Consider the following 13852-nt stretch of genomic DNA (forward strand, 5'->3'; position numbering starts at 1 on the left):
TATCGGATTGTCGCTAACATTTAGAAATGATCTCACCCGGCGAGACAAGGTTGCGAGGAGTTCGTCGATGAAAAAGATCGAAGCCATCATCAAGCCGTTCAAACTGGACGAGGTGAAAGAGGCTCTTCAGGACGTCGGCGTCCAGGGGCTGAGCGTGATTGAGGTCAAGGGCTTCGGTCGCCAGAAGGGCCATACCGAACTCTATCGCGGTGCGGAATACGTGGTGGACTTCCTGCCCAAGGTGAAGATCGAGGTCGTGCTGGATGACGACCAGGTCGACGCCGCCATTGACGCCATCATCGCAGCAGCCAAGACGGACAAGATCGGCGACGGCAAGATTTTCGTCAGCACCGTCGAACAGGCGATCCGCATCCGGACTGGTGAGTCCGGCTCGGACGCGCTGTAACCCACACTCTCAAAGAACGACCCTACAAAAAAGGACATTGCAGAATGAGCAAGGATGCAGTTCTCCAACTGATCAAGGAAGAGGAAGTCGCCTACGTCGACATCCGGTTCACGGATCCGCGCGGCAAGTTGCAGCACGTCACCGTGGTCTCCGATCTGGTCGATGAAGACTTCCTTGAAGAAGGCTTCATGTTCGACGGCTCCTCCATCGCCGGGTGGAAGTCGATCGAAGCTTCCGACATGAAACTGATGCCCGACACCGACAGCGCCTATATCGACCCCTTCTATGCCGAGAAGACCCTGTGCATCCACTGCTCGGTGGTCGAACCCGACACTGGCGAAGCCTATGAGCGCGACCCGCGCGGCACTGCGGTGAAGGCCGAAGCCTATCTGAAGTCCTCGGGCATCGGCGATGCGTTCTATTGCGGCCCGGAAGCCGAGTTCTTCCTGTTCGACGACGTCAAATACTCGAACACCATGAACAAGGTGTCCTTCGAGGTCGACGCCACCGATGCGGCCTGGAACACCGACACCGACTATGAAATGGGCAACATGGGCCATCGCCCGGGCGTCAAGGGCGGTTATTTCCCGGTCAACCCGACCGACGAGGCGCAGGACCTGCGTTCGGAAATGCTCTCGACCATGAAGCGTCTGGGCATGAAGGTCGACAAGCACCACCACGAAGTGGCGTCCTGCCAGCACGAGCTGGGGCTGATCTTCGGGTCGCTGACCGAACAGGCCGACAACATCCAGAAGTACAAATACGTGATCCACAATGTGGCCCACGCCTATGGCAAATCGGCAACCTTCATGCCGAAGCCGATCTATGGCGACAACGGTTCGGGCATGCATGTGAACATGTCGATCTGGAAAGACGGCAAGCCGCTGTTCGCAGGCGACAAATACGCCGATCTGTCGGATGAGGCACTGTATTTCATTGGTGGCATCCTGAAACATGCCAAGACGCTGAACGCCTTCACCAACCCCTCGACCAACTCGTACAAGCGCCTGATCCCGGGGTTCGAGGCACCGGTTCTGCGCGCCTATTCGGCCCGCAACCGTTCTGGCTGCGTCCGTATTCCGTGGACCGAGAGCCCCAAGGCCAAGCGCGTCGAAGCCCGTTTCCCCGATCCCTCGGCGAACCCCTATCTGGCCTTCGCAGCCCTGCTGATGGCCGGTCTGGACGGGATCAAGAACAAGATCGATCCGGGCGAAGCCATGGACAAGAACCTCTACGACCTGCCCGCCGAGGAACTGGCCGATATCCCGACCGTCTGCGGCTCGCTGCGCGAGGCGCTGGAATGCCTGGCCGCCGACCACGACTTCCTGCTGCAGGGCGACGTCTTCACCAAAGACCAGATCGAGGGCTATATCGCGCTCAAGATGGAAGAAGTGCAGACCTACGAGCACACGCCGCACCCGGTCGAGTACGGCATGTATTACAGCTGCTGATCGGATCCCGATCGCAGTGGAAGGGCGCCCCTTGGGCGCCCTTTTTCGTTGCGAGAGCTGGGCTATAGGGGCGGATGCGTTCTGTCTGATGTCACAGGGGCTCCGCCCCGGCCGTGGGCTGTCGCCCGCGACCTCCCCGGGATATTTTCAGCCAGAAAAAGATCAGGGGCTCCCGCAGACCGCCGGGCTGAGAACGGCTTTGACGGTTGCCAGCCCGGCGCGACGCAGGCAAGCTCGGGCCATCGCCCGGATACGCCGTTGTCGTCATGAAACGCCTTGCCATCGCCTGTCTTCTGATCCTGCTGCCCGCCGCTGTCGGCGCGGCACCTGCCTGCGGCAATACCGCGGCGGGTTTCGAGGCCTGGAAGGCCGGCTTCGCGACCGAGGCGCGCCGGGCCGGAGTGGGCACCCGCGGATTACAGGCCCTGGCCCAGGCCCGCTATGCGACGCGCACCATTGCCGCGGACCGCAATCAGAAGAGTTTTCGCTACAGCCTAGAGAAGTTCATGCAGCTTCGTGGCGCCGATGCAATCGTGGCCGAGGGCCGCAGGCGCAAGGCGCGCGATCCCGCCTTCTATGCGTCACTGGAGCGCGCCTATGGGGTGCCGTCAGGCGTGCTGATCGCCATCCACGGGATGGAGACAGGGTTCGGGCGCTTCATGGGCGACAGCCCGGTGGTCTCGGCCATCACCACGCTGGCCTACGATTGCCGCAGGTCGGATTTCTTTGTCCCCCATGCGCTGGCGGCGCTGACGCTGGTCGACCGGGGCGAGATCAGCATCAATACGCGCGGCGCCCGGCACGGAGAGCTGGGCCATACCCAATTCCTGCCCGGAAATGCCCTGACCTATGGTGTCGACGGCAATGGCGATGGACGGATCGACTTCTACGACATCTCGGACGCGCTGGCCTCGACCGCGAATTTTCTGCATCGGAAAGGCTGGCGCCCCGGGCGCGGCTATCAGCCGGCAGAGCCCAACTTTGCGGTGATCCGCCAATGGAACGCGGCCAGCGTCTATCAGCAGGCGATCGCCCTGATGGCGGCGCGCATCGACCGCTGACACCACAATTTCGCCACATTCCCCAAGGCTCAACCAAAGGTATACCACGCCTTTCCTGCAGGTTTCCCGCCCGTCCAGATGGCGCGGTTTGACGGCTCTGCCCCGGACTTCCCCGGTTTCGGACATATTTCTTCCTCAATTCCTCAATAATTTTACTAAAGACGAGAGGACAACGGAGGTCATCCACCGTGCAACAGAGCTGCAGGTATCACGGTGGATTGGTTTTCTTCGAAGCCCCCGGCGGCGCGCTGGACCGTTTGGGCCAGATCGCCACCGCCACCTTCGGGGAATATGGCCAGTCGGTTGACCGGCAAAGCCTGCTGCCTGACGGACGGCTGCGTCTGGTCACCCCACGCTACACCCTCACACTGCGCTTCGATCCGCTGCCCTATGCCGGCCCGCTGGTCCGGCCCGGCACCGAATTGCAGGAGATGCTCCGAGGGGTGGCGCTGAAGCGTATGACGCTGGAGCTGTGTCCGGTGCCGGGCCTGCGCGAGGATATCGAGACCTCGGAACAGCTCATGGTGGTGATGCTCTACCGCATGTGCGAAACTTATCCGGCGCATCAGATCGAATGGATGGATCCCGAAATCCGCGTCGGGGTGGAGGATTTCCTCGGCGTCTTCGCCGCCGCCTGGCCGCGCCGGATCGAGCGGCAAAGCGCCCGACACTACGCCAAGGCGCAGATGTTCATCCCCGTCGACGAAGTGGCCGGCGATCTGTCGCAGCAGGCCGAAACGCTTCACAACCAGCTTCTGGCCAGTGTCGAGGACGGGCTGCCGCCGCTGCGCCCCGAACAGGCGCTGGCCCTGGCATTCCGCGCCGGACCGGGGGTTGCCATCGGCCGGCCGCCGGCCCCCACGGAACTGCAACGCATGTCCGCCTGGGGATTGACCGCGCTTCTGGCCTTCGTATCGCTGCCGATGGCAGCGGGGCTGGCGACGATGAATCTGATCCGGGGAGAGGATTTCCGTCTGAATTCAAAGATCGCCGCGCTAACCGCCGGCTGTGTCTCGCTCAGCAGCTCCGGCCTGCTGGGCGCCATGCTCGCCCGGCTGCCGATCTGACCCCCCGCCCTGGTCCGCGGCTGCGACCCCCATATCGACACGGGCCACCACGAAGGTATGAACCCCGAAGACCACGGCCCGGGTTTCTGGCAGGCGCCGCATGGTCTGGCGTTCGCTGCGGAAATAGCCGGTGCCCGGCGCCGTCCGATGCGGCCGCTGATCGCTTTCCCGCCGGGGATGGAACAGTTCGGGATCGTCGTACCACAACGCGTTGAACCGCCAGAGCGGCCGATCCACCTGAATTCCGTCGAACAAGCGCTGCACCCGGGCCGCGATATTATCGTCATAGGAGGGCACCGGCACATGAATGCGTGTCAGGGGCTTCATGAATTTCTCTGTCAGCGTCCAGCTTGCCGGAAAACACAAGACGCCCGCGGTCAGGATATGCTCAGCCGCCGCCTCGGGCTTTTGCAGGATCAGGAAATCCTCCTGCACCAGCCGACCCAGCGTGGCCATCGGATCGTCGCGGTCAACCGGCACCCGAACCCCGTCGGGCCGCAACACCTCCGGCACATCCGCCCCGGCCTCGGGATAGGCCGCCGCCAGCACCATATCCAGCAATTCCAGCGCCGCCGGCCGCGCGCAATCGTCCATCACGATCACCGCCGCGCGCCGGCTTGCCAACAGATCGTCCCGCCGCGCCATCTGGCCGGCAAAGGCCTCGTCCCGGATCAACCAATCCGCCACCGGCAGCGGCTGGATGCCCGGAAGGCGGCGCAGCGCACTGACGTCATAGGGAATGTTCTTCTGCAGAATCTCGCTCATGCCCAAGCCTTAGCAGCGCCGCCCCGCGCTGTCGGCGAAAAACATGCCCCTCCACTTCAGGGCGCCAGAAAAACCCGCCCCAAGACCCCCCGGTGATCAGAGCCCAGGCGGTCGAGCACCGTCACCCGCCCTGCCCCGCCGGTGGCCAGGATATGGTCGATCCCCACACCCAGCCCACCATGCGGCAACGCAAAGGTCGCGGCCTCGTGACCGATCCTCTTGGTGTCGCTGGCCCGGGCGATCCGGGCGACCCCTTCGGACCAGGCGACATTGTTGAAGTCCCCGCCGATCAGCTTGATGCCGCGCATGTCCCGCAACAGCGGCTCCAGTTGCGAAATCTGCCCTGGCTGCGGGAACGGCCAGGGCCAGCGCAGGTGCAGTGACACCGCCCAGATCACCCCCCAGGGTGCCTTGACCTGCATCGCCGCAAGCCCCGGACCACAGACCGCGCTTCCCGCCACCATCGGCCAGCGCGACAACACCGCCGGGCCTCCGACCTCACGGAAATCGCAGAAATTCTGCGATGGGAAATCCTCGCGCAGTGCCGCCAGCACCGCCTGATTGGGCCGCGAAACCTCCTGCACGGTGACCACATCGGGGCGCCGGGCACGAATGTCCTGAACTACCTGGTCAGGGCTTTTGAGCCGAAACAGCAGGTTCTTCTGATAAAGCACCGCCTCATGCGCGCCGGGCACGGGCTCCGCCTCGGGATGCCAATGCGCCAGGACCCGCGGCGCCACCGCCGCCGCCAGCAGCAGGACCAGCGGCAAAACAGCCCAGAGCGGTCGGCGCAGCACAAGCAGCAAGACTGCGGTGCCCAGGGCCAGCGGCACCCTGAACACGGCCCAGGAATCCAATGCAGGGTGCAAGCCGCCACCGAAACCGGCCGCCACCGCCGCCAGTCCGGCCCCCGCCAGCACCACCCCGAGTCCACGCAAGAGTTGCATCCGGTCGTCGTCCTTTCGCCTGACAGGGGTTGATAACACGGGTTCCAGTGCCCAAGCCTTAGGGAAACGACTGAAAGGACCGCTCATGCCCTCCGAACGCATCACCTTCCCCGGCCATTCCGGCGCCGCGCTCGCCGCCCGGCTCGACCTGCCCGAAGGACAACCGCTGGGCACGACGCTTTTCGCCCATTGCTTCACCTGTTCCAAGGACATTCCCGCCGCCCGGCGGATTGCCGCGCGACTGACAGCGATGGGGCTTGCGGTGCTGCGCTTCGATTTCACCGGCCTGGGGCACTCCGAGGGTGAATTCGCCAATACGGATTTCAGCTCGAATGTCGAAGACCTGAAGGCCGCGGCCGGCTATCTGGCCGCACGCGGACTGCCTCCGGCGTTGTTGATCGGCCATTCGCTGGGCGGCGCCGCTGCGATCCTCGCCGCCCCGGAGATCGCCACGATCAAGGCGGTGGTGACGCTGGGGGCACCGCATGATCCGGAACACATCACCCATCTGATCCGCGATGCCCTGCCCGAAATTCAACAAAAGGGCGTGGCAGAGGTCGAGCTTGACGGCCGAAGCTTCACCATCACCCAAAGCTTTGTTGAAGACATCCAGGCCAGCAAGCTCGACGCCGCGCTGCACCGGATGAAGGCGGCACTGCTGATCATGCACGCGCCCTTGGACGATGTGGTGGGGATCGACAACGCCACCCGCCTGTTCCTGGCCAAGAAACATCCCAAAAGCTTCGTCACCCTCGACACCGCCGACCATTTGATCAGCCGCCCCGAGGATGCCGAATATGCCGCCGAGGTGATCGCCGCCTGGTCGCGCCGTTATCTCGACCTGAAGCTCCCCGCCACAGCGGCGACCGCTCCCGAAGGCGTCGTCCGGGTGACCGAGGCCGATCCGGCGAGTTTTCTGCAGGATGTGCAGTCCGGGCCTGACCACCACCTTCTGGCGGACGAGCCGCGCGAGGTCGGCGGCAGCAACCGCGGCCTGTCGCCCTACGGGCTGGTCTCGGCCGGGCTCGGCGCCTGCACCTCGATGACCATCCGCATGTATGCCCGCCGCAAGGGCTGGCCGCTCGACGGCGTCAGCGTCGATATCTCGCACGCCAAGGTCCATGCCGAAGACGCCGCCAGCGGCCAGCCGGCGCAGATCGACCGCTTTACCCGGGTGGTGCGCCTGACCGGCGACCTGGATCAAGACCAGCGCGCCAGGCTTCTCGAGATCGCCGACAAGTGCCCGGTCCACCGCACGCTCACCCAGGGCGCGGCAGTCGAGACCACCCTGGCCCCATCGGACGCCTGAACTGCCAACCCTATCCAGCCTCCCCCTTCGATCTGGCGGCAAGTATCCCGGGGGAGGCTCCGCAGGAGACGGGGGCGGAGCCCCCTGCCGCCTTGTCGCCGCGCCGCCATCGGTTTATGACGCGCTCATATCGCCCCCGCACGACATGTACGAAAAGGTCACGCTGCCCATGATCCCCCGCTATTCCCGCCCCGAGATGGTCGCCATCTGGTCGCCCCAGACCAAGTTCAAGATCTGGTACGAGATCGAAGCCCATGCCTGCGACGCCCAGGCCGCGCTGGGGGTGATCCCGAAAGAGAATGCCGAAGCCGTCTGGAAAGCCAAGGACGTCGAATTCGACGTGGACCGCATCGACGAGATCGAGGCGGTGACCAAGCATGACGTGATCGCCTTCCTGACCCATCTGGCCGAACATGTGGGCTCGGAAGAGGCCCGCTTCGTCCATCAGGGCATGACCTCCTCGGACGTGCTCGACACCACGCTGAACGTGCAGCTGGTGCGCGCCGCCGATATCCTGCTGGCCGATCTCGACAAGGTGCTCGCCGCGCTGAAGAAACGCGCGCTGGAACATAAATACACCGTCCGCGTCGGCCGCTCCCACGGTATCCATGCCGAGCCCACCACCATGGGCCTGACCTTCGCCCGCTTCTACGCCGAGATGGACCGCAACAAGAACCGGCTGGAAAAGGCCAAATGGGAAATCGCCACCGGCGCGATCTCCGGCGCGGTCGGCACTTTCGCCAATATCGACCCGGCGGTCGAGGAACATGTCTGCGAAAAGATGGGCCTGCGCCCCGAGCCGATCTCGACCCAGGTGATTCCGCGTGACCGCCACGCGATGTTCTTCGCCACCCTGGGCGTCATCGCCTCCTCGATCGAGAATGTCGCGATCGAAATTCGCCACATGCAGCGCACCGAGGTGCTGGAAGGCGCCGAATTTTTCTCGATGGGCCAGAAAGGCTCCTCGGCGATGCCGCACAAGAAGAACCCGGTGCTGACCGAGAACCTCACCGGCCTCGCCCGTCTGGTGCGCATGGCGGTGGTGCCGGCGATGGAGAATGTGGCGCTCTGGCACGAACGCGACATCTCGCATTCCTCGGTCGAACGCGGCATCGGCCCGGATGCGACGATCACGCTCGATTTCGCGCTGAACCGGCTCGCCGGTGTGGTCGAAAAGATGCTGATCTTCCCCGACAACATGCTCGACAACATGAACAAATTCCCCGGCCTCGTGATGTCGCAACGGGTGCTGCTGGCGCTGACCCAGGCCGGCGTATCGCGTGAGGACGCCTATACGATGGTGCAACGCAACGCGCTCAAGGTCTGGGAAGATCGCGTCGATTTCCGCGAACAGCTGCTGGCCGACAAGGATGTCGTCGCGGCCCTGGGCGTCGACGGGATCAACGCCAAATTCGACATGGATTATCACACCAAACACGTCGACACGATCTTCAAGCGGGTGTTCGGCGAATAAGCCAGGCCGCCCGGCAGACGATCAGACCGCGCCCCGGCCCAGCCCGGCGGCGCGGTTTTTCTTTGGAGCGGAACACCTCTCGGGTTACCTTAGGTCAGGTAACCAGGCCCGAAAGGAGTATCCCGATGTCGATCAGAACCGTTCTTGCCAGTCTGGCCCTCTGCGTACTGCCGGCTGTCAGCTTCGCCTCCTGCCCTTATCACGAGCAGGCGCAGAGCTGCGCGCCAGGCACCTCCTGGGATACCGCGCAATCGGCCTGTGTGCCGCAGACCAGCAGCTAATCCCCCCGTCGGGCCACAGCAGCAGTTCGCGCCCCTGTGATCGGTGAGCGCCCGCACCGCCGCGCCCGGGCGGGCCGCCTATGCGGCTGTCCGTTGGCCGCCCCATGTGAAAGATAGACAACGGGACCGCCTCCCGCCTGTTGCGGCGGCTGTGATCCCCCTGTTCCCCGCCCGGCCCCCTGCCCGCAACGATCCGATCGCCGCCTTGATCTGGCGGACTGCCACAGTCCAAAGACCCTCCAAAGCTCTGGACGATCCTCGGCGTGCTTGTGATCGCGGAGGCCCGGCTCTATGTGTTGCACCGCGAGACCTGTCGCAATCAACCAGAGCCGAGCTTTCCAAACCGCATGCCCGCCGATCCTTCGACCCTCACCGCCGCAGAGCGCGCCAAATATTATCTGTCCGACCTGTTCCTGCGCGGGGTGATCGGCGCCGCCAAGCTGATCCCCTATCGCTGGCGCATCCCGACGATGGGCTGGCTTGTCAGCCGGGTGGCGCCTCTGGTCGGATGGACCGAGCGGATCCGCGACAATCTCAAGCTGGTGATGCCCGATCTGCCCGAGGCAGAGGTTGCACGGCTGTGCCGGGCAGTTCCCAATACCGTGGGCCGCGCCGCGATCGAGTTCTATTCCGGCGCCGAATTCGCCGAACGGGCCCGTCGCGCCCCTCTCACCGGACCGGGCGTGGCTTATTTCGAGGCCGCCCGCGCCGAAGGCCGGCCGGTGATCCTGATCACCGGGCATTTCGGCAATTACGATGCGGCCCGCGCCAATCTGTTCGGGCGCGGTCATCCGCTGGGCGCGCTCTACCGGCGCATGGCCAACCCCTATTTCAACGACCATTACGTCAAGGCGATGTACAGCGTCGGCTCTCCGATGTTCGAACAGGGCCGCCGTGGCATGATGGAAATGGTGCGCTATCTCAGAGGCGGCGGCACCATCGCCATCGTCAGCGACCTGCACGCCCATGGCGGCGAAAAGCTCGACTTCTTCGGGAAACCCGCCGTCAGTTCCCTAGTGCCAGCGGAGCTGACGCTGAAATACAACGCCGCCCTGATCCCGGCCTATGCGATCCGTCGTCCCAACGGGCTGGATTTCGACATCGTGATGCACGAGCCGATCGCGCATAGCGATCCGGTGACGATGATGCAGCAGGTCAATGACGATCTCGAAGCGCTAGTGCGGACCCATATGGACCAGTGGTTCTGGATCCATCGGCGCTGGAAACCCTATATGCCGGAGCTGGAAGACATCGCGGCGACCGAGGGCGGTGAAGCCGAGGACGGAGAAGCGCCAGCAGCCAAGGGCTGAAGCCGCGCTGTCAGCGCGTCACCCGGGCAGCTCCGATGATCGGGCCAAAACCGGCCTGTTGCACCAGCACCGCGCCGGGCCGGTCATCATCCTCCTCCAGCGGGCTCTGGAAGTTTGCCTCCGAGGTGCCGTCCCACCGGCCCAGAAGCTGCCAGCCGTCGACCACATTGACATAGTCGATGTTCTTGCCCGCGTTCTCCCCCCGGGCGATCCGCACATGTTCGATCGGAGTATAGCGCACCAGCTGCACGTCATAGGCCCCGGCGACCGTGGCCACCGGCCGCAACCGGACCGCGACACTCCCCGCCTTTCCACGACGGGCCGAGATCTCCACCTGCTTCGGCCGGCGCAACTGCGCCATGATCAGATCAGCCAGCTCCATCGCATCGGCGCCGACCACATCATCCTGCCCCATCACCACGATCTGCGGCGTATAGATCATCCTGCGCCCTGCCGCTCGGGCATAGCCCTTTTGCCGCAGGGTGAAGAAAGGATCGGCGAACGTGTCCTTCCAGCCGATATAATCCCAATAATCAACATGCAACGCCAGCGGCAGCACATCCTCGCGCCCGGTCAGCTTCTGCAACAGAAGGTCTGCCGGCGGACAGGACGAACACCCCTGTGAGGTGAAGAGTTCCACCACCACCGGCCCACCGCTTTCCTGCGCGGATAAAGGCCCTGCGAAAGCCATCCAGGCCACAGCCAGACTCGCGACGATGCGTTTCATCAGTTCAGCAATTCCCCCTGACGCCGTGTTAAGGTGTAGCCGTCCCGACACGCAACAACCAATCAATGTTTCTTGAAACCGCCGCGATCCCGGCATGGCAGCGAAAAATTGTGTGCAATGGTATACAAAAACGCCGCAACCGTGATGAACGCTATTGAATGCCGTGGCCGGCTGTTGCAGAACGCAGCCAGCGAATTCCCCTTTTCCACGACTCTCTGAGGGAGGCCATACATGCCTATCACCGTTGGACAGGATACAGCCAAGACACGCAAGACGCTGAGCGTGAATGGTCAATCCATCTCTTACTACTCGATCCCCGCGGCGACCGCAGCCGGTCTGGGCGATTTCTCGAAGCTGCCGGCTTCGCTGAAGGTCGTCCTGGAAAACATGCTGCGGTTCGAAGACGGCGGCTTCACCGTCTCCGTCGACGACATCAAGGCCTTTGCCGAATGGGCGCAGAAGGGTGGTAAGAACCCGCGCGAGATCGCCTATCGTCCGGCCCGCGTGCTGATGCAGGACTTCACCGGCGTACCCGCCGTGGTCGACCTGGCCGCCATGCGCGACGGCATCAAGGCGCTTGGCGGCGACGCCAAGAAGATCAACCCGCTGGTCCCCGTCGACCTGGTCATCGACCACTCGGTCATGATCGACGAATTCGGCAACCCGCGCGCGTTCCAGGCCAACGTGGATCGCGAATACGAACGCAACATGGAGCGTTACCAGTTCCTGAAGTGGGGTCAGGGCGCATTCGAGAACTTCCGCGTGGTGCCGCCGGGCACCGGCATCTGCCACCAGGTGAACCTGGAATACCTGGCCCAGACCGTCTGGACCGATAAGGACCAGAACGGCGAGGAAGTCGCCTATCCCGACACGCTGGTCGGCACCGACAGCCACACCACCATGGTCAACGGCGCCGCCGTTCTGGGCTGGGGCGTTGGCGGTATCGAGGCCGAGGCCGCGATGCTGGGTCAGCCGATCTCGATGCTGATCCCCGAAGTCGTCGGCTTCAAGCTGACCGGCGCGATGGTCGAAGGCACCACCGGCACCGACTTGGTGCTGAAGGTCGTGGAAATGCTGCGCAAACACGGCGTGGTCGGCAAATTCGTCGAATTCTATGGCGAAGGTCTCGACAACCTGCCGCTGGCGCAACGTGCCACCATCGCCAACATGGCTCCCGAATACGGCGCCACCTGCGGCTTCTTCCCGGTCGATGCCGAAACCCTGCGCTATCTGCGCCAGACTGGCCGCGACGAAGAGCGGATCGCCCTGGTCGAAGCCTATGCCAAGGAAAACGGCTTCTGGCGGGATGCCGATTACGCACCGGTCTATACCTCGACGCTGGAACTCGACATGGGCACCATCGTGCCGGCGATCTCCGGTCCGAAGCGTCCGCAGGATTACACCCCGCTGACCAGCGCCGCGCGCGCCTTCTCCAAGGTGGTCGCAGATTACCGCGGCGTCGACATCTCTGCCGCCGCCTCCGACATGGCCGAAGAAGGCAACGTCAACACCAAGCCCATTGACGTCTGCAAGACTGCCAAGGTCGAAGGTCAGGATTACGAAATCGGCGACGGGTCGGTTGTGATCGCCTCGATCACCTCCTGCACCAACACCTCGAACCCCTATGTGCTGATCGGCGCAGGCCTCGTCGCCCGCAAGGCGCGCGCTCTGGGTCTGAACCGCAAGCCCTGGGTCAAGACCTCGCTGGCGCCGGGTTCCCAGGTGGTGACCGAGTATCTCGAGGCCGCGGGCCTGCAAGAGGATCTCGATGCCGTCGGCTTCAACCTGGTCGGCTACGGCTGCACCACCTGCATCGGCAACTCCGGCCCGATCGCGCCGGAACTGTCGAAAACCATCGCCGACAACGATCTGGTTGCCACTTCGGTGCTCTCGGGGAACCGGAACTTCGAAGGCCGGATCAGCCCCGATGTGCGCGCAAACTACCTGGCCTCGCCGCCGCTGGTCGTCGCCTATGCGCTCGCCGGTGACATGAACATCGACCTGACCACCGAACCGCTGGCACAAACGCCGGACGGCAAGGATGTCTATCTGAAGGACATCTGGCCGACCGATGCCGAGATCGCCGAGCTGGTGGAAAAGGTCGTCACCCGCGAAGCGTTCCAGGCGAAATACGCCGATGTCTTCAAGGGCGATGAAAAATGGCAAGCCGTCGAAGTCTCGGGTGGTGAAACCTACGATTGGCCGCCGGAATCGACCTACATCCAGAACCCGCCTTACTTCCAGGGCATGGCGCAAGAGCCGGGCGTGATCTCGAACATCAAATCGGCCCGCGTTCTGGCCGTGCTGGGCGACATGATCACCACCGACCACATCAGCCCCGCCGGGTCGTTCAAACCGACCACCCCCGCCGGCAAGTACCTGACCGAACGGGGCGTGGAGCCGCGTGACTTCAACAGCTACGGCTCGCGCCGCGGCAACCACGAAGTCATGATGCGCGGCACCTTCGCCAACATCCGTATCAAGAACGAGATGCTGGACGGTGTCGAAGGCGGCTTCTCCAAAGGCCCGAACGGCGAGCAAACCACCATCTACGACGCGTCGATGGAATATCAGGCAGCCGGCACTCCGCTGGTGGTCTTCGGTGGCGAACAATACGGCGCCGGGTCCTCGCGGGACTGGGCGGCCAAGGGCACCAACCTGCTGGGCGTCAAGGGCGTGATTGCCGAAAACTTCGAACGGATCCACCGCTCGAACCTGATCGGCATGGGCGTCATTCCCTTCGAGTTCACCGGCGGCGACACCCGCAAGACGCTGGGCCTGACCGGCGACGAGGTGGTCACCATCGAAGGCCTCGAAGGCGACATCAAACCGCTGAGCCTGGTGCCCTGCACCATCGAATACAAGGACGGCACCACCAAGACGATCCAGCTCAAGGCCCGGATCGATACCGAGGTGGAGATCGAATACCTGAAGAACGGCGGCGTTCTGCACTATGTGCTGCGCAACCTGGCCAAGTCGTAAGACCGGCCGGAACTTATCTGAAAGAAAGGGCCGTAGCGAAAGCTGCGGCCCTTTTCCATTCCCAATTTCCAA

The 13852-nt window shown here is 63.7% G+C and carries 12 protein-coding genes; 9 read left to right on the forward strand and 3 right to left on the reverse strand.

Annotated elements, in window-relative coordinates; genetic code table 11:
* Window positions 1-67 precede the first annotated feature (67 nt).
* The 4 genes from G455_RS0115020 to G455_RS0115035 all read left to right on the forward strand — a co-directional run bounded on the left by G455_RS0115020 (window position 68) and on the right by G455_RS0115035 (window position 3985).
* The gene (locus tag G455_RS0115020) at window positions 68-406 is read left to right on the forward strand and encodes a P-II family nitrogen regulator (protein WP_028094450.1); all 339 of its coding nucleotides are present in this window, start codon (window positions 68-70) and stop codon (window positions 404-406) included.
* Window positions 407-450: 44 nt separating this feature from the next.
* Window positions 451-1857, forward strand: coding sequence for a type I glutamate--ammonia ligase (glnA, locus tag G455_RS0115025; protein ID WP_028094451.1), 1407 nt, complete (start codon window positions 451-453; stop codon window positions 1855-1857).
* A 266-nt stretch (window positions 1858-2123) separates the two neighbouring features.
* Complete coding sequence (locus tag G455_RS0115030; RefSeq protein WP_028094452.1) at window positions 2124-2918, forward strand: lytic murein transglycosylase; 795 nt, start codon at window positions 2124-2126, stop codon at window positions 2916-2918.
* Window positions 2919-3106: 188 nt separating this feature from the next.
* Complete coding sequence (locus tag G455_RS0115035) at window positions 3107-3985, forward strand: hypothetical protein (protein WP_154664397.1); 879 nt, start codon at window positions 3107-3109, stop codon at window positions 3983-3985.
* Here G455_RS0115035 and G455_RS24255 read toward each other — a convergent pair.
* Window positions 3914-4750, reverse strand: a complete 837-nt coding sequence (locus G455_RS24255) for a heme-dependent oxidative N-demethylase family protein (protein WP_084437096.1) — start codon at window positions 4748-4750, stop codon at window positions 3914-3916. The two genes, G455_RS0115035 and G455_RS24255, sit on opposite strands and share 72 nt — an antisense overlap.
* Before the next feature lie 56 nt (window positions 4751-4806).
* Complete coding sequence (locus G455_RS0115045; protein WP_051312543.1) at window positions 4807-5697, reverse strand: endonuclease/exonuclease/phosphatase family protein; 891 nt, start codon at window positions 5695-5697, stop codon at window positions 4807-4809.
* 85 nt (window positions 5698-5782) lie between these two features.
* On the opposite strand from G455_RS0115045, the gene G455_RS0115050 reads away from it, so the two are divergent.
* From G455_RS0115050 to G455_RS24260, 4 genes are all read left to right on the forward strand, one after another.
* Window positions 5783-7006 (forward strand): bifunctional alpha/beta hydrolase/OsmC family protein, encoded by a 1224-nt coding sequence (locus G455_RS0115050; protein WP_028094455.1) that lies wholly within the window; start codon window positions 5783-5785, stop codon window positions 7004-7006.
* Between the two features lie 169 nt (window positions 7007-7175).
* Window positions 7176-8480 (forward strand): adenylosuccinate lyase, encoded by a 1305-nt coding sequence (gene purB / locus G455_RS0115055; RefSeq protein WP_028094456.1) that lies wholly within the window; start codon window positions 7176-7178, stop codon window positions 8478-8480.
* Between the two features lie 125 nt (window positions 8481-8605).
* On the forward strand, window positions 8606-8761 hold the full coding sequence (locus G455_RS26430; RefSeq protein WP_154664398.1) for a hypothetical protein: 156 nt from the start codon (window positions 8606-8608) through the stop codon (window positions 8759-8761).
* A 347-nt stretch (window positions 8762-9108) separates the two neighbouring features.
* Window positions 9109-10071 (forward strand): lysophospholipid acyltransferase family protein, encoded by a 963-nt coding sequence (locus tag G455_RS24260; protein WP_035366850.1) that lies wholly within the window; start codon window positions 9109-9111, stop codon window positions 10069-10071.
* Between the two features lie 10 nt (window positions 10072-10081).
* On the opposite strand, the gene G455_RS0115070 is transcribed toward G455_RS24260, so the two are convergent.
* Window positions 10082-10798, reverse strand: coding sequence for a DUF1223 domain-containing protein (locus tag G455_RS0115070; protein WP_028094457.1), 717 nt, complete (start codon window positions 10796-10798; stop codon window positions 10082-10084).
* A gap of 231 nt (window positions 10799-11029) precedes the next feature.
* Here G455_RS0115070 and acnA point away from each other — a divergent pair, with 231 nt between their 5' ends.
* Window positions 11030-13780: an aconitate hydratase AcnA gene (acnA, locus tag G455_RS0115075; protein WP_028094458.1), complete on the forward strand. Its 2751-nt coding sequence runs from the start codon at window positions 11030-11032 to the stop codon at window positions 13778-13780.
* Window positions 13781-13852: the final 72 nt, after the last annotated feature.

It is taken from the genome of Pseudodonghicola xiamenensis DSM 18339 (assembly GCF_000429365.1).
GTDB classification, from domain to species: Bacteria; Pseudomonadota; Alphaproteobacteria; order Rhodobacterales; family Rhodobacteraceae; genus Pseudodonghicola; species Pseudodonghicola xiamenensis.